This window comes from Pseudoalteromonas sp. L23 (genome assembly GCF_021728455.1).
Taxonomy (GTDB): Bacteria; Pseudomonadota; Gammaproteobacteria; order Enterobacterales; family Alteromonadaceae; genus Pseudoalteromonas.
In genome coordinates this window covers 647,656-672,216 of the sequence record NZ_JAKKCW010000001.1, presented here as the reverse complement: position 1 = coordinate 672,216, position 24,561 = coordinate 647,656, and the positions used below count along the sequence as shown (strand labels likewise).

The window sequence follows — 24,561 nt, the reverse complement described above, 5'->3', positions numbered from 1 at the left end:
TAAATTCTATTTATTCAAAAAATACGGTCTACGGTAACCAAAAATACCCTGTCGAAGGAGTTTACTCGCATCACCACTGCTTTGGCTTCCAAGCCCTGTAAGGACAAATTTAAGGCTGAAGCCAGAATCAAACACTGCTTCATCATTTGTAAGTGTTTGGTTTAAGTTTGTTTCAATTTGACGATTCGCAGTCACCTGAATAGCCCAACAACAAGACTGGTATTGAACACCAACAAAGGATTCAACACTTCTATTTGCCGTCATATCTCGGTGATAGCTTGCTACAAATTGCCAGTTATCGTCAATTGGTAAACTTGTAAAGAGACCGACTTGGTCAATTTCATAGTCTGAGACATCATTAACATAACGATGGTTCAATTGCACTAACTGCTTATCGTCTCCTTTGTAGTCCAAAGTAAAGTGAGACTGCACTAACTCTTTGCTATCCACATCATATTGCACCCCACCTGAGAGGTACCAGCGCTTATGCCAATGTAACATGGATTCAGCGGCAAATAGTGCATTATAGTTGGTATCATCAGTAAATAGCTGTTCAGAAGGCTTTACAGATGACTCAAGATAAATGATCTGACCTGCACTGAAGTTAAAGCGCTCGACATTACTGCTATCGAATACACGCGTAGTTGCACCCACCGTGAATTGATTGGCTTCTGCAATACGGTCATAACCTGAGTAACGGCGTGCTCTAAACAGACCAATAAAGTCATCTTGTAACTTAGCAGTATCGTACCAGCCAATTTGGCTTTGCTCTCTGTGAGGAGTGTAAAGGTACTGAATTTGTGGCTCAAGCGTTTGCGTACCTTGTTCAAAAAAGAACTCGGTACTGCGTTCAAAGTTCAGTTGTCCATGTACCCGTAAACTAGGTAATGTACGCGTGACAGACTCCTCATACTCTGTATCAGGCATATCTATATTTTGTTCATAACGCGTGTGAAGTAGGCGTGCCTCGGAGGTAAATGACCAAGCGTAGTCGCTGCGTGAAAAAGACACGCGAGGTTCTAGGTGTAATCGCGACGCCTCTGAGATTGGCAAAGCATCATTTTGAAAATAGGCAAACTCACCCTCAAAGTCCCAATCAAGGCCAACAAGTTCATAGCTGTCCCGTGTACGGAAGCTAATTTGTGGTAGTGCAGTGTAGGATTCTCTGTGATCGCCCAACACTTCAAAATCTTGCAACTTTAAGTCGACTAACCAGTCTTCACCAAGGTAACTTAGACTGCCGGTGCGATATAACTGAGTGTCAGTTTCATTGGCGTATTCGGATGTTAAGTCAGTGAGATAGTTATCGTCGCTCACATTTGTGACATCAACAAATGCACGCCACTTATCACTTAAATAGCTTTTTTGTTGCCAATGTACTAAATAGCGATCGTCTAGCTGTGGCTCGGAATCATCCTTACTGAGGTATTCGACGCCAATTTTACCTTGATGTTGTTCAGTTAAATATCTGAACTCGGTAATAAGCTGAAATCCTTTATTAGCCATGTACCTTGGTGTTAGGGTCGCGTCGTAGTTAGGAGCTAGATTGAGATAATAAGGGGTGATCAGCTCCAAGCCAAACTTATTTGAGCTGGAAATTGTCGGTGTCAGCAGGCCAGATTTTCGTCTATCATCGATTGGAAACGTAAAGTAGGGTAAATAGATAATTGGCGTGTCCATAATTTTGAACACCGTATTATAGGTTTCACCCCAACCGTCTTCTCGAGAAAGTACAATACTGCTTGCCTCGATACTCCAAAATGGGTCATCAGCAGGACACGTGGTGAAGCTAGAGTTGTCGAGTGAAATTTTGCTGCCAGAGGCATGCAACTTCTCTGCACCACCGCGCCCCAGCTGGTCTGTTAATTCATATTCAGCACCAAGCAAGCTCACGGTGTTAGCATTTAAATCCGCGAATAGCCCATTGCTGTGAACTTTGGTAAATTGGTCACGATAGAGTAGCGGTCCAGAAGCGCTGAGCAGGCCTTCTTTTTTATCGATTAGCGCACGTCTAGCTTCTAAGCTCATGGTTTCAGTGTTAATCACCACATTACCCGAAAACTCAGCACTATCAGTACCTTGTAGTTCTAAGTCATCGGCAACGATATCAATGGCATGTTTGGGCAGCGAGGCTAACGGCTTCCAGTTTTCTGGCTGCATATAGTCTTTACATTGTGCGGCGACAATGTTCGTATTAGCAAAAGCTGTAGAATGAATCGCGGATAATACAGCCAAGCCCCAAATTTTGCGCATTTAATAACCTATTAGCTGAGCATTTAATAATAAGCTCATCATGATAAATGAAAACTGTCGGAAATACAGTAGCATTTAAATATTTACAAGTAGAAGGTGTAATAGTTAATCCATGAATAGTCAAAACCAGCGCGTCGAGTTTATACAGCAAGCAATACATAGCGACGATTTTACGTGTGAGGCTATCACCTCGGATGCCAGTTTCCGGCGTTATTATCGCGTCAAACAACAAACGATGTCGTGGATCTTAATGGAGACACCGGTCGATAAACTCGATAATGCCCCTTTTATTGGTTTAAATACGGTGTTTGCAGAGCAAGGGCTCAATGTGCCACAAATCCTTGCAAATAATGAAGAACAAGGGCTGTTACTGTTACAAGATTTAGGTTCTGAGCATTTGGCCGATAGGTTGGCATTGCCTTCTCGGCTAGAGGATTATCGTGCGTTGATAGCGCTTATTCCAGGAATAGCCAAAACACCAAAGAGTGAATGGATGAAGCCCTATGATGCTGAGTTCGTTGATATGGAACTTAATATCTTTTACGAGTGGCTTGTAACAAAATGGCTTGGTTTAACACCCACCGAATATCAACAAGTGCAATGGCATAATGTGAAGTTGAAACTCGTTGATGCGATGACTCGTCAGCCGCAGGTTACGATGCATCGAGATTTTCATAGTCGCAACCTGATATGTCATCAGTCTCGGTGGTATCTCATTGATTATCAGGATGCGGTACAAGGACCTGTCACTTATGATGCGGTTTCGCTGTTGCGGGATTGTTATACTCGCCTTGATGCACATGAGTTTACCGAGCTTCAGCAACATAGCTTTGACTGCTTAAAAGCGGCAAATTTATTAGGCGATATGGATTTTAGCACCTACCAACATTACTTTGACTTAACGGGGATGCAAAGGCACCTTAAAGCTGCCGGGATTTTTACTCGCCTATTGCAGCGAGACGGCAAAGGCGGGTACTTAGAAAATATTTTGCCAACCTTACGCTACCTCGTTGAAGTAGCGAATAAGTATAAAGAATTTCAGTGGCTTGCAAGCTGGCTGGAGAATGACATAATGCCTCAAGCGCAGGCCAAATTAGGCACTAAATAGAAGTAACAATGAAAGCGATAATTTTATCTGCTGGTCGTGGTAAACGCATGATGCCACTGACCGCTAACCAACCAAAACCTATGCTTAACGTCGCAGGAAAGCCACTACTTGAGCATCATATCGAGCGTTTAAAAGCGGCTGGGATCTGCGATATCGTGATAAATCTTGCATGGCAAGGTCAGGTGATAAAAGACTATTTCGGCAATGGTAGTCACTTCGGTGTCAATATTGAGTACAGTGATGAACCTGAGGGGGGATTAGAAACCGCAGGTGGAATCATTCAAGCACTGCCGATGTTATGTGAACAGGATGACAGCTTTATTGTACTCAATGGCGATATTTTTACGGACTATGATGTCAGCAGCTTAGTGCAGTTACAGCTCGGAAGCACAGCAGAGGGCCATTGCGAGGCGCACATTGTGTTGGTAGAAAACCCTGAACATAATCCTGAAGGCGATTTTTGCCTTGCCCATCAGCCGCTCAATCAGCAAAAGTATACCTTGTCTGGTATTGGCAAATATCACCAAAGTTTTTTTACCGAGCTTGGGGCTGGCTTTATAAAACTAGGGCCGTTGCTGCGCAGTGGGCTTGAGCAGCATAAAGTTTCTACTGAACTGTATTTGGGCGCATGGGACGACATCGGCACGCCAGAGCGACTAAAAATGATCAACGAAAAGTTAGGGTATAGCGATGTGGGGTAAATTATTAGGCACAATTTTCGGCTTTTTATTTGGTCGTTGGTTAGGCGCTATTTTAGGGTTTTATCTCGGCCATTTATTTGATAAAAGTTTGCGTCAGGATTTTGATAAAGTCGGTGGCTTTCAAGGTTTCATGAAAGGTGAAGATCTGCATGAGCGCCAAGCCTTGTTCTTTTCCAGCTGTTTTTCTGTGATGGGACATATTGCGAAGTCTAATGGTCGAGTCAGCGAAATCCACATTCAAGCTGCGTCTGCATTTATGAGCGAAATGGGCTTGCAGGGTGAAGAGCGAAAAGAAGCACAACATGCGTTTACTGCGGGAAAAAGCAGTGACTTTTCGATAAAAGAAGCGGTTACCGATTTTAAAGAAGCTTTTGCCAGACGCTATGACTTGAGGCAGCTGTTTTTAGAGATTCAAATTCAAATGGCATTTTGTGATGGTCATGTGTCTGATGCGGAGAAGGCCTTACTTAAACAGGTGAGCAAGTATTTAGGCTTTGCAGAAACACACTTTTTATTCCTGCTAAAACGCTACCAAGCAGAATTTGAGTTTCGCCGCTCACAGGCGTCGGGGAGATCGCAACATCAATACCAGCAACATGGCGGCCGTCAACCAGCATCACAAGATAATGGCTTAAGCCGTGCTAAAGCTTTGGCTGTACTGGGATTGAGTGAAGAGGCAAATGAGCGTGATATCAAAAAAGCTTACCGCAAACTGATGTCGCAGCATCACCCTGACAAATTGGTGTCTCAGGGATTACCTAAGCATATGATGGAAGTTGCAAAGCGTAAAAGCCAAGATATTCAGTCTGCCTATGAATATTTAAAAAAGAGCTAACTTGAAACACTATAAGACGCGTAAAAAGCCGAGTAACTCCTTTCTGAGCCTTTGATGTTGGAGTGGATCGGTTTTTTCTCCAAAAAGCTCCCGTTGGCGATAATCAAATTTACTGTTTTTTCTCGCCCAGCGCGCTCTGTCCGGCGTATTGTCGACCACAATAGGATTGTCAAAACTGTAGTAAACATCCAGTAAAGCAGGGCTTATCAGAGAAAGGTTGGATGCTAAGTGCTTTTGCCGCGTTGCATTAGGCAGTTGTGGGCTAACAACGGCAAAGGCATCGATACGTAGTTTGGGCAGAGTAGCTAAGTGCTCACCGAATAAACCTGCGCTATTACCAAATGCGACAACCACCAACTTTTCTGTTTGAGTCATGGACAGGGTGTTGTAAAGCACCTCAAAGCGGCTGATCAGGGCCATTTTATATTCGTCGAGATTAGATTCTGAAATGGGTGCAAGCGTTTGCTGAGCCGGTTTTTCAGCATCGGGGAGCGCGATGTCTTGCTCTAGCAGACTTGGTGCATAAGAAAGGTCCGGCGGAGTAAGGGTATAGGTGTCGTAGCCATCATCGCTTAAGCGCTTTGCAAGAAAGCTTATGCCGCTGTTATTGAGGGGCGGAGTTTGCATGTCTGGTAATAAGATCACGATGCCTTCACGAGCAGCTGCCATATATTCTTGATGAAATACATAAAAGCTTTCGTTTTCGCTTTCCAGTTTCATCAGTTGCGATGGCTCGTAGAAGCGATTAGCGTCTTGCTGATAAAGAGAACCAAGTGGTGCTGCGTCAATATGTTCTGCTGCAAAAGTCGTCGCGGGTAAAGTGGTAACAAGTAATAAAAGCGTTCTGATGATCATGGTACAAGCGCGTAAAATATCATAATTGGTTATCGACCAGTTAAGTGAAAGCTTTAGCTGTCGCTATTTTTTAGCGTTTTAAGTTAAACTGCTCGGCAGTGGAAATGAAAGGAGAAATTTGTGCAGTATAAAGATAGCAAACGAGACTATCTCTTTATGTTTTTAAAAGGGGCCGGAATGGGAGCTGCGGATGTTGTCCCAGGCGTTTCTGGCGGCACCATTGCTTTTATTACCGGCATCTATGCACGCTTTTTAAATGCCATCAAAAGTGTGAACTTACAGGCTTTGAGCACATTGCGCCGTGACGGCCTAAAAGCAACGTGGCAGTACATTGATGGTAGCTTTTTACTGGCGGTATTTTCTGGTTTGCTCATCAGTGCAGCGTCTTTGGCGAAGGTGATCACTTATTTATTGGAAGCACACCAAACACTGGTATGGTCATTTTTCTTTGGTCTTATCGTCGCTTCTTTTATTTATGTTGCAAAACAGGTCTCTCATTGGAACGGCCAAAATATTATCGCCTGCGTAGTTGGTGCTGTCGTGGCCTTTGCTATTACTTCTCTTTCACCAGCTGAAGCGCAAGCATCTCATTGGATGTTTTTTATCTCAGGTGCTATTGCCATTTGCGCGATGATCTTACCTGGGATCTCAGGGAGCTTTATTCTACTGTTATTGGGTATGTATGGCCATGTACTCAGTGCGGTGAACCAGCTTGAATTTGGCTTAGTGAGTCTATTCTTACTAGGTTGTATTGTGGGGTTAATGTCGTTTTCGCGCCTACTCAGCTGGCTATTGGCGCACTATCAACAAGTAACGTTTTCGCTACTAGCTGGCTTTTTACTTGGCTCGCTTAATTTATTGTGGCCTTGGAAACAAGTGCTTACGACTTACGTGAATTCCAGTGGTATAGAAAAGCCATTGAGTCAGGCCAATATTTTGCCAGCACAATACAGTACGCTGTATGGTCAAGACCCGAATACGTTGGCATGTATTGCGCTTGCCATTGCAGGCCTTGCGCTGATCTTAACCATTGAAAAGATAAGCGAAAAATATTAATAACATAGACATCTAGAACAATAGATACGTGTTGAGCTTACGTGTCTATTGTTCTAAACCACCCAGTCACAGAAAGTCGCGGCGCTTTTGTAAATGGCGCGACGTAAGTCACAGAATGAATTTTACTTACATCAAAAACCACCAGTGAATTGAACTTAGGTGCATAACTTTTAGTGGGTGTGCCATCACGTTCAAAAAACTGCAGTAGCCCGCCCCAGTCAGGGTGCCAACTTTTGCTTAGGCTAAGTACATAGGCATAAACCCGGCCCTCAGCTTCAACAATATCATTATGTCGCGTTAAATACTGACCACCAATAAATCGTGTTGCTTGGGCAGAGGTACGGATAATGTTCTGTCCAGATATCGCGGAAAAGCAGGACTGTACAGCGCTACTATTGAGGTTATTGTAGAGCTTTTTCAGCGCCTCAGGGCTCGTCGATTCTATGGAGTGGCGGCCATACATAAAACCAACGCCACGTGATGCATAGCTATGTATATCTTCGAGCAAGGCTTGCTGCTCTTGCGGTGTTAAGGCAAGAATATCACTGTCTTTGACTGATTTTGCTGTCCCGTTATGAAAAAGTGCGAGTTGGTAGTCTAGGTTACAGAGGCACTCATGTAGTTGTTGAGCGTTTGTATCGTCTAGAATATTTTCAATCCGTGCAAAGCCTTCGTTGCTCAATTTTTGCTGTAATTCAATTTGTTGTTGCTGCGAAAGTTGAAGCATAAATACCTACTGCTGATGTATGGGCCTGTTTGTAATATTGTAAACAGGATGCCTTAGACTTCAGTCCAATGCTGATTATTTTTTATCTATGCTAAAGTGAGTTTGGCTGAAATGCCATCCCTCTGCACTCATCGATAGGCAAAAAAATGAAAATCAATGGACTACTGCTATTCTGTTGCGCATGGGTCATATCCGTGATCCCATCACCAGCCTTGGCGGCTCAAGGCACTTTAGATCTTACCAGCTCGACACTCGGCTTGGTTTGTATTGTTGTCTTCGTTTTAGCATACGCACTTGTAATGCTCGAAGAAAAACTCCATATGCGAAAATCAAAGCCAGTGCTCGTGGCGGCAGGCGTCATTTGGCTCATGATTGGGGCGTATTACGTCAATCAGGGGCAACCCGATGTTACCGAGCATGCATTTCGGCACAATTTGTTAGAATTTGCGGAGCTGATGTTGTTCTTGCTGGTTGCGATGACTTATATCAACGCACTAGAGGAACGCCGCCTTTTTGATGCGCTACGAGCGTGGATGATCCAAAAGGGTTTTAGCTATAAGAATCTCTTTTGGATCACTGGGTTTTTATCCTTTTTTATCTCTCCAATTGCAGATAACCTAACCACAGCCTTACTGATGTGTGCTGTGGTGATGAAGGTGGCTGAAGGTGACAAAGAGTTTATCAATTTAAGCTGTATCAATATTGTGATAGCAGCCAATGCAGGCGGTGCATTCAGCCCCTTTGGTGACATTACCACTTTGATGGTATGGCAAGCTGGTATGGTACATTTCAGCGAATTTTTAGCGCTATTTGTTCCTTCACTGGTCAATTACATCGTACCAGCACTCGTAATGAGTTATTTTGTGGCGGATAGAAAGCCCAGTGCAGTTTACGAAAGAGTAGAGCTTAAACGCGGCGCTTTGAGAATTTTAACTTTGTTCCTACTGACTGTCGCAACCGCTGTGCTTTCACACAGCTTGCTGCATTTACCACCGGTTCTTGGCATGATGATGGGCTTGGGCTACCTACAGTTTTTTGGTTACTTCCTAAGAATGACATTGCCTGGGTCATTAGCAAGAAAGCGAGCGATGGCCGAGAGAGAAGGGGATCAAGAGCGTCTCGAGAAGTTAGGAAGTGTTGTGCCATTCGATGTGTTTAGCAAAGTTTCACGCGCTGAGTGGGATACCTTATTATTCTTCTACGGCATCGTTATGTGTGTTGGTGGTCTTGGGTTTCTCGGTTATTTAAGTTTAATGTCAGAGATATTATACGGTGAATGGTCTGCAACCTATGCCAACGTATTCTTAGGCATTATTTCTGCGGTCATCGATAACATTCCAGTGATGTTTGCCGTGCTGTCGATGCAACCTGAAATGTCACATGGCCATTGGTTGTTGATCACGCTTACGGCTGGGGTAGGGGGAAGTTTACTTTCTATTGGCTCTGCGGCAGGTGTTGCGCTTATGGGGCAAGCTAGAGGCTATTATACTTTTATGGGGCACTTAAAGTGGGCACCTGTGATCTTGCTTGGTTATATCGCGAGCATTTTATGTCACCTGTGGCTTAACGAATCTGCTTTTAGCGTGTTTGGCTAGCGCTTACACAAGGTGTAGTGAGAGTGAATAATCAATATGTGCTTCACTCTCACTGCTTTTATTGCTCGGCGAGGTAATGCCGATAACGTTGTACCCATTCCTGTGATACTGGTTTATCCATATTCAGCACTTTCTCTACTTCAGTAATTACAATTGCACCATGTATTTTTCCTACCATAACGGGCGTCGCAACATCAGTGTTTGGTTTGATGCTACCATTAATCACTTCCACGGCCGCTACTCCTAATTCCGTGGCGAGCATTCTATCTTCAACAGATGGTGCCCCACCTCGTTGAATATGGCCTAACACGCAAAGTGCACAATTAATATCGTCCTTGCTATTTAACTCTGTCTTAAGCGCTTGAGCGCCGCCTGGCCATAAATTTTCGGCCAGTATTATCAAAAAGCTACCGTGTTGATGTTGTTGCTCTATGGCATTTTTGAGATGAGCTAAGACCTGAGAGGTATTCTCTACCGTGCAATTTTCAAATGAAATGATAGCCTCAGCACCTGTCGCTATGCCTACATGGTAAGCAATATGTCCGTTATGGCGACCCATCACCTCGGTGATAAAAACCCGTTCAAAGGCATTTGCGGTATCGCGGATTTTATCTATTGCAGAGGTGGCAGTATTGATGGCTGTGGAAAAACCAATGGTGTTGTCACACCCTGAAAGGTCGTTATCTATAGTACCGGGAATACCAATTAGCTGACCTTGCCAGTGAGCTGCCAGCGCCTGCATTCCCCTAAACGAGCCGTCACCACCAATCACAATAAGTACGTCAATATGGAGCTTTCTCAGGGCATTTGCTGCTTGCAGCACGCCTGAGGGTTCTAGCATCGCAGGGCAGCGGGCACTTTTTAGAATTGTGCCACCAAGTTGGGTGATATCGGTGACGGAAACCGCACTTAGCTCGGTGTACTCTTGATTAATTAGACCATTGTAACCATGAAAAAAGCCAAAGCACTGAAATCCAGACCTCAGGGCACTTAACGTGATAGCTCTAATCGCTGAGTTCATCCCCGGCGCATCACCGCCACTTGTCAATACTGCTATCCTTTTCGTCATGTCGTCACTCTAACATTGCTTGGTTATTCTTTTTGTATACTATCAGAGTGATTTGAAGACAAGTTGATCGACATTAAATATAGAGATTAAGTGCGAGGATATATATAGAAAGGTAAAACGGCATTTAGGTTTACCTAAATGCCGTTTTAATTAACGTTGCGTGACTTTGCTAGCAAGTTCTTCACGTTGTGCGGTCGGTAGGTTATCCACGACGATTTGATAAGAATCATCAATCATTTTCTTTATTTCGTCTTCTGGAATAGTGCCATCTAAGATGACTGTATTCCAAAGACGCTTATTCATGTGATAACCTGGCACAACAGACGAATACTTATCTCTAAGCAATAATGCTTCGTCAGGGTCGCATTTTACATTTAACCACCAAACAGGTTCACCATTTTCATTTACTTGCCCCTCTTTCCCCTCAGTCAGAGTTGCAAACATTTTATGTTGAACTTTGTACACATCTACGTCTTGCGCAAAAGGCTTAGTGATAAAGGTTGCAGGCTTGGCCTGCAAATATTCATGTACGCTTTTCTGATCCATAGCCCGTGTCCTTGAAGTAACAGTTAATACTACATGAGAGTAAGTTTAGCAGCTCTTGTGATAATACTGTAATCGTCTATCAGTAAAAACTATCAGAAAGTCTATACTATGGCGTTATAACGCAGACAATTATTGAATAACTGACCGTTTTATATCGGTTTAACTCACAGTTGACGATTAAAATAAGTACAGTGTGTAAAAGCACTAAAATTTCAGTCGTCTACAATATTAGAAAAGCTAACTTTTAATTTCCAGTTAAGGACAAAGTCTGCTCAACACAGTACGCTAAAAATACACTCATAACCTAAGTGGACTAAGCTAGGAAATCATTGGCATTTGACCGTAAAAAATTTCCCACTTGTCTCTATTTCCCAAATTAGGAAAGTTACGGCATAACACCCCTTGTGCAATGCTATACCTCTAAACAGTCCGCTATTAAATTAAATAATACAAAAATATGCAACAATAATTTCTTCATTGATTAAATATTGAACGTTGTGTAGACTCATCGCCCGCATTAGTAAATAGTATCGAAATGTGATGTTTCTTTCCCAATAAAGAATGTTTTAGTTTTCTTTTTGAATTAAAAAACCGAGGTGTATCAGTGGCTTTTGGAATTATTTCAGCTTTATGTGCGATGGCAATGTATCTTCAAACTCTGTGGACTGGAATGCCGAGAAAACGCTGGTTAAGTTTGGCTTTAGTGGCAGGTCCCGCGGCGCTGGTTCTTTTTCGAGTGCACTATCGCAGAGCGTGGATGCGTCGATGCGCAAATTTAGTTAGTTGGAAAGCATAAACGTAGTTAGGTCAAATGAAATAAGGCTATTGTACGAGCTGTAGGTTTGGTTTTTCACTCGGGGTGTGTTGCTTTAAAAATTGCTCAAATTCATTGCTTGAAAGCGGTTTTGAATAGTAATAGCCCTGAACTGTTTGGCAGTTTAACTGTTCTAAAATATTGAGTTGCTCTTCATTTTCAACACCTTCTGCGACAACATGAAGGTCTAAGTTGTGCGCGATAGTGACAATAGAGTCCACCATGTTTCTGCCGCGCTCGTTACCCATGTCATCGATAAATGCTTTATCGACCTTGAGTGTATTCAGTGGAAATTGCTTGAGATAAGCCAGTGATGAATAACCAGTACCAAAGTCATCCATGGCTAAGTGTATTCCTCTAGCACTGAGGGAGCGCATTATCGAAATTGCTTCTTTTGGATCGTCCATCACCGTTCCTTCTGTGATTTCTAACTCAAGAAAATAAGAAGGAAGTTGATTTTTTTGCAAGATAATGTCGATACGAGTGGTCAAATCCGGCAAGCTAAACTGTTTTGCTGATAAATTCACCGCAACTCTGCCATTAAACAATCCTTTATCAATCCAGCGCTTCACATCACGGCATGCTTTGTCTAAAACGACCTCTCCAATTTCGATGATCTGTCCAGTTTCTTCTGCGATGGGGATAAATACACCAGGACTTATCACCCCCTTTTTTGGGGTAATGAAACGTACTAACGCTTCCATACCAACCAGTTCGCCGGTTTTAATGTTCATTTTTGGCTGATAGTAGACAACAAAGTGATCCTCTTTGAGGCCATAACGCATTAAGTTTTCTATTTGCAGACGTTTAACCGCTTGCTCATTCATTGAATCATTAAAGAATAAATAATGGTTACCCTTTTGCTTGGCATGATACATAGCGGTATCTGCATTTTTCAGCAGGCTTTCAGGAGACTTACCATCTTCAGGGCATAGTACAATCCCAACAGAAGAGGTGATCACTAACTCGTGGTTAGCAATTTTAAAAGGCGTAGCAATCGCAGCTAGAAACTGTTTTGCAGTACGTGTAATAGTGTGAATATCATTGGTGCCTGAAATTACCAATGCAAACTCATCACCACCCAGCCGGTAAAAGGTATCTTGTTGGCGAGCAAGTTTATTTAGCCGCATTGCTAGTTTTGCTAGTAGCGTATCACCTAACTGGTGGCCCAGCGAATCGTTGATCTTTTTAAAGTTATCTAAGTCGAAGACAAGTAGGGCATGATGCGCCCCTTGTAACGATAGCTTTTGTAGATTGGTAAAGAACAGGTTGCGATTGGGGAGACCTGTCGTACGATCGCGATTTGATAAATTGTGGAGTTGTGATTCTGCTTTCTTACGTTCGGTTAAATCTGAGTAAACAACCACATAGTTGCTGATCTGGCCGTGATTATTTTTAATCTCGTCAATCGTAATTTCTATAGGCAAGAGTACGTCTGCTGCATTACGAAGTTTGAGTTCTTCTTGCCAATGCTCTGTTTGCTTTAGCTGAGCTTTTACTTGGGCGACAAACTTCTGATCATAACCCGGTAAGTTAAAGTGCTTATTCAGATAATGTTCCCGTTGACCACCAAATAGCTTCAAGTAGCTTGGATTTAGGTCGACTAAATTATAATGTTTGTCGTAAATTGCGATTGCGTCAGTAAGTGATTCAACACATTTTGCAAACAGATTTAACCTTTCTTCGGTACTCTTGAAGTGACTAATATCGCGAACCGTACCTGTCATTCTTAAGGGGTTGAGGTTGGCATCTTTCTCGATAATTTTGCCTCGGTCTAACACCCAATGATACTGACCTAGTTCATCTTTAATACGATAGCTTGCTTCAAAGAAAGGTGTCTTTTCTGCGAAATGCTGTTTCATCAGCTTTTCAACGATTAATAGGTCTTGCGGATGGATCCTATGCTGGTTGGGGATGATGCCGCCAGGCTTGGCAGAGTTCATGCCGTATTTGTCGTTGATCCGAACAATCTCACCTGATTGAATATTCCAGTCCCATAGTGTATCGCCACTGCCTTCAATCGTACTTTTAAATCGTTGTTCTGAGTGCTTAAGTTGAAGAGTGGACTTTTTGAGTTGGTGATTCGACCAAACTAAGTAAGGAATGCTGAGCAGAGCAATCACGCATGGTACAAGCCAGGCTAACTGGGCACCAGTTAATACACTTGCTTCACTGGCGTAAGTTACATGCGGAGTCAGTGATAAAAGTAGTGCATTGATTGTTATTGTTTTTATTTTTAGGCTCATATTATGCGTAATTCATAACTGCAATCTCTAATCTAAATCAAGCCATTGTAGTAGTCAAAAGGAAAACGTTGATTAAGGGTAAATTCAGGTTAATTGCGGTTTTTCACAACAGCGAAACAAAGTTTCAGATGAAATTCATTGCGCTAACGAATATGGTTGCGCATTTTTTGAGCTTCAGTTGAGACTTATATGGATGCGCTAGGTGAGGAAAGTCTTATTAGGTATCTGAAAACTTGATAAGCGCTCCTTGCTTACACTAAAGCATTAATTGCACTTTAAAATCAATCGTGGAGCATTTGGCTCTAGCATCTTATCTATATAGGCAAGGATGTCTTCTAGTTCCAAATCGGCCAAAGCTTGGATTAATCTTTGTTGCATATCAAACTGGTGAAAGTCATTGGTAATTGAAATCCACAAACGCTGCGCTCTTAGCCTCAGGTTTTTGTCTTGCTCCGAAATATGTAACAACAAGCTTTCTTTAGAGCGCTGCCAACTTTTCTCATCTAACTGATGTAATTGCTTTGCAAATTGTTTAAGAAATCTAGCATGCCTTGTAAGTAGGTGTTTACTATCAAAGTTGGGGGATTGAATATAAAAAGCGATACCCGCACGTGTATTGAATGGTGCATATCCAGCGCCAACCAAATAACCAAGTTGTTCCTTCGTTCTTAACTGTTCAAAGTAATCTTGATTTATGAGGTTATTAACCGCCATCATGGTGACTTTTTCTTCAACAGAATCGGTACGTGATTGAAAATATTCAATGAAGGCATAATCACTGCCTTCACGTTCGATATGTTGTTCCGTTAGTTGCGTCAACTCGTTTAAGGGACGTTTCAGATCTTCCAAGATTTCGCTGCTTGAAAACAGCCCGTGTACTGATGTTTTTAATTTTTCAGCATGTTTTAGTTGCCAATTACCATGCATAAAAGCTTTGACGTGAATGGCTGAAAAAAACTGCTTTCTGAATAATTGAAATTCGTTAAAGCTGGCACTTTTAAGTGCGCTGGCTAAATCTTCAGGACTTGGATTCCATGGCATCAAGTGAGCCCCAAGTCTGCTAAATAGTTCGCTCACTGGTTTATTCTTATTGTGATTTTTCCAGTGGCGGATAAGTTGCTTTTTATATTCTGCAAAGCGAGCTGCATGGATAGGTTGGTTCAGTAGCGCCTCGACTAGCTCTAAAACCAAGGTAATTTGATTACCTGTAAGTCCTGCAGTGTGCAGGGTTAAGCCTCCTTGATGAGAATTAATATGATAACTAAGGCCTGCCAATTCTGCGCTATAAAAACGCTCTGCAACAGCATCCATAAAGAGATCGGCAAACAGGCGAGATAGTGCCATATGTTTATGACAGGTGACGGACGGGGCGGAGTCTATTTCGAGATAAAAATGCCCCTTGGTAACTCTAAAAGTCAGATCTTGTTTAAACCAAAATTCAAATCCAGGCTGATCAGCAAGGCGGATCGGCGTATCTTGCTCGCTCTCTATATCATGAAGTGGATTTTTCGCGCTAAGGTATGGATTAATCAATGGCAGTGACATTTGTGGCAAAGGCATATGCACATTATAAAGAGACTCAATCCAGTCTGTAGCTATCGGCGAGACACTATATGGCGTGTTGTACCACTTGGCCTTTTTATTTACCTCTACATTAGGGTGGATAAGCACAAGGCGCATATTGGTAGGGCACAAATGCATCAGTAGTTTTTCGTGTTGCTCTTGAGAAAAGCCATCCATGCGATAATCACCATAGAGAAAATCTTCTTCCTCATAGTGGTGCATATTAACGCTGATTGAATTTACCCAGTCTAACATGCGGCCAACTTCTTGGTTATCGAACGCGATATCCAGTAAAGTACTTTTGTCTTGGTAAAGGCGTGGTAGTGCGGCGGTATTTTGCTTAATTAAAGCTATGTACTCGAATAGCATTTCCACTATGTCTTCATAGTATTCAATCCCTTCATCGGTAAGTGCAAAACTGATGTTAAAGTCTCTGAAATTACTACCCGTGATCCCACCACCAGCCGATAGTGCATTGATCCAACCTTGTGACTTGAGGATAGAGTACAGCGAGCCTTTACCTTCATACCCTAACAAATGGGCTAAAAAGCTCACACTCTTATGGCGGTATAAATCTGTAGGGTTGGGCATAGCAAAACTGACAATAAGTTTTTGCATATGCTTTCGGGGTTTGATTTTTAACTCTAATTGCAAGTCGCATTCACGATACATCGGAACTTGTATCGCTGGTTTTTCTTCTTTGGAGCCAATTATTTTCGCAAACGGTAAACTGTAGGATTCCAAGGTTGTCAACGGTTGTGGTCCGGCAACAACTAGTGTCATCCACTGAGCTTTATAATACTTATTAAAAAATGCGCGTAATTCACGGGCTATATTGCCATTACGATCCGCGAGAGTGTCTCGCGTACCAACAGAAAACTTGGCGAATGGGTGTTTAGGATTGATGGTTTCTTTATGAACTTGATAGATGCGACGGCCATCATCTTTGACTTTCATTTTAAACTCAGCGTCAATCGCCTCTCGTTCTTTTTCTGTGTCGCTATCACTCAATAAAGGAGATACAAAGAATTGGCTAAAACGCGCTAATGCTTCATCTAATCGTTCGGCGTCACAGTCAAAGTAATAGCTTGAATGCTCAGTACCTGTCCATGCGTTGCTTTGACCACCATATTGACTAATAAATTGAGAAAACCCACCAGAGTCAGGGTGTTCAACAGTACCAAGAAACAGCATATGTTCTAAAAAGTGTGCCATCCCTTGGCGATCTTCAGGATCGTCAAAGTGACCAACATTAACGGTTAATGATACGGCGCACTTAGCGGTTGAATCGTCATTGATCAACAAGACTCTAAGACCATTGTCCAGTGTTAGTAATTGGTACTGCCGACTATCATTATTACTCAGTTTCAATATGCTGCTGCCGATAAATTAGTTAAAAGATAACTGAAGGTAATTAGAATTTCATTTCATGTTAATCCTTCATTTGTTTTAATATAGCGAACAAACCAGTGAGATAGCTACCGGTTTAGAAGAAAATAATATCCAGCTGCATATATTGAGAAGTCAGCAAGCATAAGATCCGATGTTGTGAGTGGTACAAAAGGGAAAGACCATTAGCGACAATAGTTTAAATGCGGATCTCATCGCGCTTAAGTAAATATATGTAGGATGATATAAATAGAAGGTGCTGAACAGTATGAAGACTATCTTAATAATGCGTCATGGTGAGGCTGAACCTATGCAGGCTGATGATGCGAGTAGAAACTTAACCGAACAGGGGCTACAGCAAGCCAAGGATGTAGGCGAGTGGTTGAAACAATACTTTGAGATAGATGCTGCGCTTGTAAGCCCCTTCGTCAGAGCACAACAAACAGCGGAGCAAGTACTTGCACCTCAAACTCCCAAATTTATTGAAACCTGTTCAGACATAGTGCCGAGTGGTTCAGCACACACAGCTATCGATTATCTAGAAACGCTTATGTCTATGTATCCCGTATATCAAACTTGGATTTTGGTTGCACATATGCCGATTGTCAGCTATTTAGTCGATCGTTTGTGTCCTGATACGATGCCTATCTTCTCGACTGCTGCTGTAGCTATAATTGAATACAATGAACAGACTGGACGCGCCGAATTTACATCAATGCAGTTACCTTAAGCTTTTTATTCATAATTGGCATAGAAAGGCTAAAACTTCCCTTTAATCGGTCTAATGTCCTCTTTTTAATTTTGTTTGAACTTTATCATTACACCGGTGTCATATCATTGGCATTGCAATCATGGTTTCCGATATGGCCAATACGTTTGTTTGGGCGCAAATTTGTATTGTTTAGGTAACCGGCACAGTTTCGACCGCTGTGTTATGGTTCTGTTATCGGTAAAGGTGGTTTTTTGGAACTTATATACTATTAAGTTTAAAGGACAATTGTCCGCTTTTTTGTGTTTTTTGTTGCTAAATGTTGTAAACTGTCAGCTAACGTCGCTGAAAGTTGCAAAAAAATTGATTTTTTAGTTCGGTTTATAAAGCAAAGTAGAAATTACCTGCTATAATTACCGCCGTCTCGTTCAGCCTTACAAAGTTGTATCGCACTCTCGACTGTAAGGTCCGCGTTATTATATTCAAATCGCGAAAAATTGAACGTTCACGCCTAAGTGAAACGGCGCCCAAATTTTAAACCGTTGAACAAAGAGTGCACTAAAAGGTCGAAAACCAACATGAAAGCAATGAAAAGATCTACGTTAGCTACCCTTATTAATGCTACGTTGTTCTCTGCTGTGGCAGGTACTTCATTTTCTGCACTTGCTGAAGAAGAGCAAGCCAAAAAAAATCAACTAGAAGTTATTCAAATTACCGCACGTAAACGTGTTGAAAACGCACAAGAAGTACCTGTGTCTGTTTCAGCGCTCCAAGGTGATAACTTGAATGCTTACAGCTCAGCGGGTATGGACATTCGCTTTATGAATGCGAAGATCCCAAGTTTATCGGTAGAATCTTCGTTTGGTCGTACTTTCCCACGTTTTTACGTACGTGGATTAGGTAACACAGACTTCGATCTAAATGCTTCTCAACCTGTATCTTTGGTTGTTGATGAAGTGGTTCAAGAAAACCCTATTCTAAAAGGCTTCCCTGTATTCGATATTGCACGTATTGAAGTATTACGTGGTCCTCAGGGCACGCTATTTGGTCGCAATACGCCAGCAGGTCTTGTTAAATTTGACACAGTTAGACCAAGCCAAGAGTTTGATGGCTATGCTGCTGTTTCTTATGGTAGCCGCGGTGCGGTAGACTTTGAAGGCGCAGTAGGCGGCTCAGTAACTGACCGTGTATCAACGCGTATTTCTGCATTGTGGCAGGAACAAGAAGACTATATCGATGTAAAAGCGCCGGGTTTCGAAAAAGAAGATTCTCTAGGTGGTTACAGCGAGCAAGCCGTTCGTGTTCAATTCCTATATGAAGGCGATGATTTTAACGGCCTACTTAACTACCACTACCGTGATTTAGATGGTCGCCCAATTGCATTTCGCGCAAATTTAATTGAAGCTGGCACAAACAACATTAACCCATTGTATGACAACGATGTGGTATATCACGATGCAGCCTCTCGCTCAACGCAACAGGTTGAAACTCAAGGTTTGAGTCTAAAGCTTGAGTGGGATTTACCTGAGCATACTGTAACGTCAATTACAGCTTGGGAAAGTGCTGAAATCTATTCTCGTGCAGACGTTGACGGTGGTTACGGCCCAAATAATGCTGGCGTTTCAGGTCCTGGTTTGATTATTTTCACTTCTGAAACAGCTGATGTTATTCCTGAGCACAACCAGTATACGCAAGAACTTCGTTTATCAAGCAACTTTTCAGGCGACTATAACTATCAGGTAGGTCTCTTCTTATTTGAAGAAGATCTCATGATTGAAAGCTATAGCTTCGATACGAATGGCTATGATGCTGCGTATGCCCAGTATGGCGTGCAAAACGGTTACGCTTACCAAGATCAAGATACATCAGCATGGGCGGTATTCGGCTCTTTTGATTACACCGTATCTGATGACTTAAAAGTAACAGCTGGTTTGCGTTATTCTGACGATGAGAAAGAGTTTTACGCTAAACGTACTAAAAACCCAACACCTTGGAATGGCTCTCCTGATGTACTTGATGGTACCGCTAACCCAAGCGATAGCCATGTAAGCTGGGATTTAAGTGCCACTTACAAGCTAACTGATGACGTAAACTTGTTTGGTCGTCTTGCTAACGGCTTCCGTGCTCCAAGTGTTCAAGGCCGTATTTTGTTCGGTGATGAAGTAACTGTTGCTAAGTCAGAAACTACCAACTCGATTGAAGCTGGTATTAAGTCAGACGTACTTGATGGCCAAGGTCGTGTAAACGCGACGGTATTTTACTATCAGATGGACGACCAACAGCTAACGGCTGTAGGTGGCGGCTCAAACTTCAACCGCTTAGTGAATGCTGATAAAACAACAGGTTATGGTTTCGAACTTGATACAGAGTGGGTGTTAACTGACGAGCTAAATGCAACGTTTAACCTAAGCTATAACAAAACTGAGTTGGAAGATAAAAACTTAGCAGTTGCGGTTTGTGCACAGTGTACCGTTACAGATCCGACCTATATGGTTGAGGGCGCTAACGGCCCAGAGGCCCGAGCAATTTTGGATGGTAATAGCCTACCTCACGCTCCTGAGTGGATCGCAAACGCAACACTTCGCTACACCAAAGAGTTAGAAGGTGGCGAGTTCTTTGTATATGGTGATATGTCTTACCGTAGTGAAGTAGACTTCTTCTTATACAAATCAGTAGAATTTGAAGGCGAAGCCTTGTTTGAAACAGGTCTTCGTGCTGGTTATATGTGGTCTGAAGGCGATAACGAATATGAAGTATCTGCTTTTGTTCGTAATCTATTTGACGAGCAAGTGGTTATCGGTGGTGTAGATTTCAATAACAACACAGGTATGCTAAATGAAGCGCGCTTCATTGGTGCTGAATTCAAGGTGAAATTCTTCTAATTCACGCTACAGTGATTATAATAGAGTATCTAAAGCCCGCATTAAGCGGGCTTTTTAATGAAATTTTTATGTTAGGAGTGGATATGTCAGGTTTTTGGAATTATCGAGTGATATATTGTGAAGCAACAAAAGACGAAGCGGCTTTATATCAAATCCATGAAGTGGAATATAACTTAAATGGTAAGGTAACGAATTGGTCTGAAACGGGGGCTGCACCCTTTGGTCGTTCGATGGATGAGTTGCAAGCGGACGCTGATAGACTGAAGTCAGCTTTCGATAAGCCAGTTCTAAAAGTGATTAGACAGCCACGAGGCTATACATTAGTTGAAGTTGATAGCGGTGAAGAAGCCACAGCTGAGCCACCAGCAGGGATCAATGGTTAATTAATACAACCAATTTAAGGAGTGTAAATGCGTTTTCGGGCAGTTTTATTTGATTTTGACGGTACATTAGTTGACTCAGAAGCACTCCATTACCAAAGTTGGATGAAGGTGTTAGCCCCGTATCAGATTACTTATACGGAGCATGACTTTTGTGATGAGTTTTCGGGTGTACCAACGCTTAAAGCCGCGCATATACTCAAAGAAAGACACCAACTTGCGCCTTCTGCCCTCGATTTATGTGATGAAAAAAATGTCGTCTTTGTCGCAACTGCTGCGGAAGTTCTCCCTAGATTGATGCATTTTGCAAAGCAAGTCGTTGAATTAACCTCAATACGTTGTCCAATCGCACTCGTAACAGGAAGTAGCAAAGCGGAAGCGCTTCCTGTTTTACAACACTATCGGTTATTAGAGTTATTTTCTGTCATTGTGTGCAAAGACGATGTCGAACAGCCGAAGCCTCATCCAGAACCTTATCGCAAGGCGCTCGCTGCGCTAAACATTGCGCCACACGAAGCGGTGGCAATAGAAGACACCTGCACAGGACTAACCTCCGCCAAGGAAGCTGGGTTAACTGCGGTTGTCGTACCAAATATACACTCTAATAAACAAGATTTAAGTCTTGCTGATCATTCATTTATCGATCTCGAAGCGGTTTTTGACTGGCTTTGCCCTGAAAGGTAATAGCAATTGGTATAAACAGGGACTGTTAGTCAAAGCTATTCGATTTTACAAACGTCGATTCTTATGCAATCTTTAAGCATGAAATTTGTTAACTTTTGATATCAGTGACTCTAAACGGCTCAAGAGTATGCCAATCGGTATTAGTACAGGGCACTGGTCTTAACTATCCACTGCAAAGGATTATGCTATGCGATATGTACCATTCTTGTTCTGTCTATTATTAGGTTTTTCCAATCTCCTTTATGGAAATGAAACCCACACAAAAATCCAGCTCGCTTCGGTATATCAAGGCGACGAAGATATTTCTAATTATCTTGTTAGTGAAAAATTCGATGGTGTTAGGGCCATTTGGGATGGCTCGCAACTGCGTACGCGTGGCGGTCACTTAATTAAGGCGCCAGACTGGTTTACGCAAGGGCTACCTGATACATGGTTAGACGGTGAGTTGTGGGCTGGGTACAATAACTTCGCTTTTGTGAGCGCGATAGCAAGACGCCATTCGCCTAATAATGAACACTGGCGTCAAGTGACTTATTATGTATTTGATGCGCCAAATTCTACAGAAATATTCTCTCAGCGTCATGAGCGTTACTTAAGCCTACTAAGCCATATTGAGTTATCACACATTAAACCCGTCAAGCAGCTATCATTTGGCTCCGTTGATGAGCTAAACGACTATTATCATGGTGTCTTAAAGCGAGGCGGTGAAGGGGTTATTTTGCATGCTAAAAATGCCAAGCACGAAGATGGAAGAACAACCAACGTACTAAAATACAAGCCGTACCTTGATGACGAAGCCATCGTGATTAAGCATTTACCCGGTAAGGGAAAGTACCAAGGGATGATGGGATCGCTATTGGTGAGAGATGAACAAGGTATGGAGTTTAAAGTTGGGTCGGGGTTTAGCGACGAAGAGCGCGCATCACCACCACCGATTGGTAGCCAAATTACCTATCGATATCAAGGATATACTAAGTTTGGTAAACCGCGTTTCGCGCGATTTTTAAGAGTAAGGCCAAAATTATAGAATGGCACTACTGCTGCAAAGAAAACTTGGGGATTTTTAGACGCTAGCGAGCACTACGGCTCGCTATCAAAAGTGCAATGGAGTTATTCTGCACGGCCCATGAACTTAGATTCAGCAGTGTTGATCTTAATTTTATCACCGCTTGAAATATGCTCAGGAACTTGAACAACAAGGCCTGTCGTTAATGTCGCTGGCTTTGTTCTAGCACTTGCAGATGCACCTTTGATTGAAGGTGAAGTATCTTCAATCACAAGCTCTACGCTTGAAGGCAAGTCGATAGAAACAGGCATGCCTTGAACTACGACGATAGATAAACCTTTAGTTGATTCATCGATAAATAGCAATTGCTCAGCAATAGACTCTTTATTTAGGTGGTATGGCGTGTAATCTTCATCATCCATAAACACATATTCATCACCATCTACATATGAAAGCATTGCAGGGCGGCGGTTAAGATCTGCAAGTGTCAGCATCTCTTCCGCTTTAAAAGTTTCATCTACTTTAGAGTTATCTACTACATCGTACATACGCATACGGTATAGGCTACCACCAGCGCGACCTTGTGGTACTGAGCGCTCAATGTCACGAACAATCATTACGCGGCCGTTATACTCGATCGCGGCATGTTTTTTTATTTCACTTGCCTTTGGCATAGCTTAATTCCTAATACAAATAAAGTTGGCACAATATAATCATTTTTCGGCTTTTTGGCGAGTTTCAAAACTCATTCTAAGCTTTAAATACCGTATAAAGTCGTCATATCTGAGTACTTGATCCCAAAGTGCTGGTCAAACCAACGGTTGATATAATCATGCTCGGGCTCAAGCTTGGCACAGCGTAGAATATTTTCACCTTTATTGGTGCCAAGTGCCTGTCCACAGTAATTTTGCTTCCAAGTCAGCGTAAGATCTTGAGAGAACTTTTTGAGTAATTCGTCAAAGGTCTTTTCTGTTATCTGTGAAAGATTAAGAAAGTCGGGAGACAGCGGGGTGATATCAAGTTGCTCAAAATCAGCCTGATGTGCACGTGTTTTATTATGCTTACTATCGCTTGCACTACCTTTGATATAACGATGGGCTAAACTCGCCTCATAATTAACGTTGATATCAAATTTCTCATCATAGATGGTCACCGGGTAAGTAAATTCTCGTGTGACTTCGACAGTGTGTGTGTTATTTGAATTATTTGGGTCTGGTCGTTCAACTTCCTGCTGATAATGCTTACGCTGAATATATTGGTTGCTATTGCGGTAATAGTCCGCATCAACGTATAGTTCTAATGAAAGCTGTTTACTGCCTTCGCTATCAAACCAGAGGCTATTATTAAATGCCGTATTTAGGCTTGAGATAAATGCACTGTATTGTCCTCTGATTGAGTTGCCAAAGCGCAAGCCAATATCAACACGATCTCTTATGTTCATTGCAAAATAACGACTTTTATCTTGGTTATCTACACGTAAACGCTTTGGAGTTTGCCACGCTAAACAGTATTTTTCTGTAAAACTTTTTAAATAGAAGCGCTGTCCGCTGACTTGTCCTGCAATTTCATCACACTTTTTCTGCGCTTGCGTTCTTAGCGTGTCATAGTGGGTGCTCATGGCGCTTGCTAATTGCGCATTGCTGATCAGATGGCGATAATTATGTTCAAACAGCTTAAACTTGTCGGGATAGGGCGTGTTTGATAGCGAGCGGGCTTCGTCGAGTAGCCATTGCCTCACGTAATCCAGCTCTTCTCTTTGGGTATTTGCCATTGCGCCATTCGGTTTCATTTGCCATTGAGCTTGGTTTTTTACGATTTCTTCTAGCCTAGTTGCAGCTGCGGTGTAGTTATTTGCCAAACGCAGCATACGGACATCGATAAGACCTTTATCTATAAGCTTATCTCGCGCCAGTGTTAAACCTTGTTTCGCTTCAAGATCCTCAGGGTCTTCCGCGAGTGCTTGTGAATAGTATTCAGCAGCTTGGCGGTACATTCCTGCTTCGTAAAGTTTATTACCTTTATAAACCAGCGATTTACAGCCGCTAATAGCAGCCAATATTGCAATGATGATGGCGGTTTTCTTGATCATAATATCATTCCATTCGCGCAAAAAGTTCCATAAGCACAGTTATTGATTTTAGTA

At 42.3% G+C, this 24,561-nt stretch carries 19 protein-coding genes; 10 read left to right on the top strand and 9 right to left on the bottom strand.

The genetic code is table 11. From position 1 onward, the window contains the following. Positions 1-6: 6 nt before the first annotated feature. Complete coding sequence (gene lptD, locus L3V43_RS03045; RefSeq protein WP_102057427.1) at positions 7-2,253, bottom strand: LPS assembly protein LptD; 2,247 nt, start codon at positions 2,251-2,253, stop codon at positions 7-9. A gap of 112 nt (positions 2,254-2,365) precedes the next feature. On the opposite strand from lptD, the gene L3V43_RS03040 reads away from it, so the two are divergent. Genes L3V43_RS03040 through djlA form a run of 3 tightly spaced genes read left to right on the top strand, consistent with a single transcriptional unit; the run spans position 2,366 to position 4,897 of the window. Beyond that, on the top strand, positions 2,366-3,361 hold the full coding sequence (locus L3V43_RS03040) for a phosphotransferase (protein ID WP_237115759.1): 996 nt from the start codon (positions 2,366-2,368) through the stop codon (positions 3,359-3,361). Between the two features lie 8 nt (positions 3,362-3,369). Continuing rightward, entirely contained in the window at positions 3,370-4,062 is a 693-nt protein-coding gene (murU, locus tag L3V43_RS03035) for an N-acetylmuramate alpha-1-phosphate uridylyltransferase MurU (protein ID WP_102057425.1), read from the top strand. Beyond that, positions 4,052-4,897, top strand: a complete 846-nt coding sequence (djlA, locus tag L3V43_RS03030; RefSeq protein ID WP_010606012.1) for a co-chaperone DjlA — start codon at positions 4,052-4,054, stop codon at positions 4,895-4,897. Before murU ends, djlA begins: the two co-directional genes overlap by 11 nt. A 9-nt stretch (positions 4,898-4,906) precedes the next feature. Here the strand turns inward: djlA and L3V43_RS03025 are convergent, their stop codons facing one another. Continuing rightward, complete coding sequence (locus L3V43_RS03025) at positions 4,907-5,752, bottom strand: DUF3530 family protein (protein WP_102057424.1); 846 nt, start codon at positions 5,750-5,752, stop codon at positions 4,907-4,909. Positions 5,753-5,872: 120 nt separating this feature from the next. Between L3V43_RS03025 and L3V43_RS03020 the strand changes: the two genes are divergently transcribed. After that, positions 5,873-6,808 carry a DUF368 domain-containing protein gene (locus tag L3V43_RS03020; RefSeq protein ID WP_102057423.1) on the top strand — a complete coding sequence of 312 codons (936 nt, stop codon included), beginning with the start codon at positions 5,873-5,875 and terminating at the stop codon, positions 6,806-6,808. A gap of 37 nt (positions 6,809-6,845) precedes the next feature. On the opposite strand, the gene L3V43_RS03015 is transcribed toward L3V43_RS03020, so the two are convergent. Then, complete coding sequence (locus L3V43_RS03015) at positions 6,846-7,535, bottom strand: 2OG-Fe(II) oxygenase family protein (RefSeq protein ID WP_102057422.1); 690 nt, start codon at positions 7,533-7,535, stop codon at positions 6,846-6,848. A gap of 146 nt (positions 7,536-7,681) precedes the next feature. On the opposite strand from L3V43_RS03015, the gene nhaD reads away from it, so the two are divergent. Continuing rightward, positions 7,682-9,130 (top strand): sodium:proton antiporter NhaD, encoded by a 1,449-nt coding sequence (gene nhaD / locus L3V43_RS03010; protein WP_029215836.1) that lies wholly within the window; start codon positions 7,682-7,684, stop codon positions 9,128-9,130. 58 nt (positions 9,131-9,188) lie between these two features. On the opposite strand, the gene L3V43_RS03005 is transcribed toward nhaD, so the two are convergent. The 4 genes from L3V43_RS03005 to L3V43_RS02990 form a co-directional block, all read right to left on the bottom strand. After that, complete coding sequence (locus tag L3V43_RS03005; RefSeq protein ID WP_237115760.1) at positions 9,189-10,199, bottom strand: ATP-dependent 6-phosphofructokinase; 1,011 nt, start codon at positions 10,197-10,199, stop codon at positions 9,189-9,191. Positions 10,200-10,349: 150 nt separating this feature from the next. Further along, entirely contained in the window at positions 10,350-10,745 is a 396-nt protein-coding gene (locus L3V43_RS03000; protein ID WP_010606018.1) for an MmcQ/YjbR family DNA-binding protein, read from the bottom strand. Between the two features lie 822 nt (positions 10,746-11,567). Further along, the gene (locus tag L3V43_RS02995) at positions 11,568-13,805 is read right to left on the bottom strand and encodes a bifunctional diguanylate cyclase/phosphodiesterase (RefSeq protein ID WP_102057420.1); all 2,238 of its coding nucleotides are present in this window, start codon (positions 13,803-13,805) and stop codon (positions 11,568-11,570) included. A 264-nt stretch (positions 13,806-14,069) separates the two neighbouring features. Next, on the bottom strand, positions 14,070-16,739 hold the full coding sequence (locus tag L3V43_RS02990) for an insulinase family protein (RefSeq protein WP_102057419.1): 2,670 nt from the start codon (positions 16,737-16,739) through the stop codon (positions 14,070-14,072). 286 nt (positions 16,740-17,025) lie between these two features. Between L3V43_RS02990 and sixA the strand changes: the two genes are divergently transcribed. From sixA to L3V43_RS02965, 5 genes are all read left to right on the top strand, one after another. Beyond that, positions 17,026-17,487, top strand: coding sequence for a phosphohistidine phosphatase SixA (gene sixA / locus L3V43_RS02985; protein WP_102057418.1), 462 nt, complete (start codon positions 17,026-17,028; stop codon positions 17,485-17,487). A 557-nt stretch (positions 17,488-18,044) separates the two neighbouring features. Beyond that, positions 18,045-20,348, top strand: coding sequence for a TonB-dependent receptor (locus L3V43_RS02980; RefSeq protein WP_227386888.1), 2,304 nt, complete (start codon positions 18,045-18,047; stop codon positions 20,346-20,348). Between the two features lie 83 nt (positions 20,349-20,431). After that, a complete protein-coding gene (locus L3V43_RS02975) occupies positions 20,432-20,731 on the top strand; it encodes a hypothetical protein (protein ID WP_237115761.1) in 300 nt (99 codons plus the stop codon). Positions 20,732-20,758: 27 nt separating this feature from the next. Continuing rightward, a complete protein-coding gene (locus L3V43_RS02970; protein WP_237115762.1) occupies positions 20,759-21,412 on the top strand; it encodes an HAD family phosphatase in 654 nt (217 codons plus the stop codon). 187 nt (positions 21,413-21,599) lie between these two features. After that, positions 21,600-22,439, top strand: coding sequence for a DNA ligase (locus tag L3V43_RS02965; protein ID WP_010606025.1), 840 nt, complete (start codon positions 21,600-21,602; stop codon positions 22,437-22,439). Positions 22,440-22,522: 83 nt separating this feature from the next. On the opposite strand, the gene yeiP is transcribed toward L3V43_RS02965, so the two are convergent. Both yeiP and L3V43_RS02955 read right to left on the bottom strand, forming a co-directional pair. Then, positions 22,523-23,092, bottom strand: coding sequence for an elongation factor P-like protein YeiP (gene yeiP, locus L3V43_RS02960; protein ID WP_010606026.1), 570 nt, complete (start codon positions 23,090-23,092; stop codon positions 22,523-22,525). Positions 23,093-23,175: 83 nt separating this feature from the next. Continuing rightward, positions 23,176-24,507: a tetratricopeptide repeat protein gene (locus L3V43_RS02955; protein WP_102057415.1), complete on the bottom strand. Its 1,332-nt coding sequence runs from the start codon at positions 24,505-24,507 to the stop codon at positions 23,176-23,178. Positions 24,508-24,561 lie beyond the last annotated feature (54 nt).

What these genes read in the sequence shown, in the direction of transcription:
- lptD (WP_102057427.1), bottom strand. Translation starts at nt 2,253, where the DNA reads ATGCGCAAAATTTGGGGCTTGGCTGTATTATCCGCGATTCATTCTACA.
- L3V43_RS03040 (WP_237115759.1), top strand. Translation starts at nt 2,366, where the DNA reads ATGAATAGTCAAAACCAGCGCGTCGAGTTTATACAGCAAGCAATACAT.
- murU (WP_102057425.1), top strand. Translation starts at nt 3,370, where the DNA reads ATGAAAGCGATAATTTTATCTGCTGGTCGTGGTAAACGCATGATGCCA.
- djlA (WP_010606012.1), top strand. Translation starts at nt 4,052, where the DNA reads ATGTGGGGTAAATTATTAGGCACAATTTTCGGCTTTTTATTTGGTCGT.
- L3V43_RS03025 (WP_102057424.1), bottom strand. Translation starts at nt 5,752, where the DNA reads ATGATCATCAGAACGCTTTTATTACTTGTTACCACTTTACCCGCGACG.
- L3V43_RS03015 (WP_102057422.1), bottom strand. Translation starts at nt 7,535, where the DNA reads ATGCTTCAACTTTCGCAGCAACAACAAATTGAATTACAGCAAAAATTG.
- nhaD (WP_029215836.1), top strand. Translation starts at nt 7,682, where the DNA reads ATGAAAATCAATGGACTACTGCTATTCTGTTGCGCATGGGTCATATCC.
- L3V43_RS03005 (WP_237115760.1), bottom strand. Translation starts at nt 10,199, where the DNA reads ATGACGAAAAGGATAGCAGTATTGACAAGTGGCGGTGATGCGCCGGGG.
- L3V43_RS03000 (WP_010606018.1), bottom strand. Translation starts at nt 10,745, where the DNA reads ATGGATCAGAAAAGCGTACATGAATATTTGCAGGCCAAGCCTGCAACC.
- L3V43_RS02995 (WP_102057420.1), bottom strand. Translation starts at nt 13,805, where the DNA reads ATGAGCCTAAAAATAAAAACAATAACAATCAATGCACTACTTTTATCA.
- sixA (WP_102057418.1), top strand. Translation starts at nt 17,026, where the DNA reads ATGAAGACTATCTTAATAATGCGTCATGGTGAGGCTGAACCTATGCAG.
- L3V43_RS02980 (WP_227386888.1), top strand. Translation starts at nt 18,045, where the DNA reads ATGAAAGCAATGAAAAGATCTACGTTAGCTACCCTTATTAATGCTACG.
- L3V43_RS02975 (WP_237115761.1), top strand. Translation starts at nt 20,432, where the DNA reads ATGTCAGGTTTTTGGAATTATCGAGTGATATATTGTGAAGCAACAAAA.
- L3V43_RS02970 (WP_237115762.1), top strand. Translation starts at nt 20,759, where the DNA reads ATGCGTTTTCGGGCAGTTTTATTTGATTTTGACGGTACATTAGTTGAC.
- L3V43_RS02965 (WP_010606025.1), top strand. Translation starts at nt 21,600, where the DNA reads ATGCGATATGTACCATTCTTGTTCTGTCTATTATTAGGTTTTTCCAAT.
- yeiP (WP_010606026.1), bottom strand. Translation starts at nt 23,092, where the DNA reads ATGCCAAAGGCAAGTGAAATAAAAAAACATGCCGCGATCGAGTATAAC.
- L3V43_RS02955 (WP_102057415.1), bottom strand. Translation starts at nt 24,507, where the DNA reads ATGATCAAGAAAACCGCCATCATCATTGCAATATTGGCTGCTATTAGC.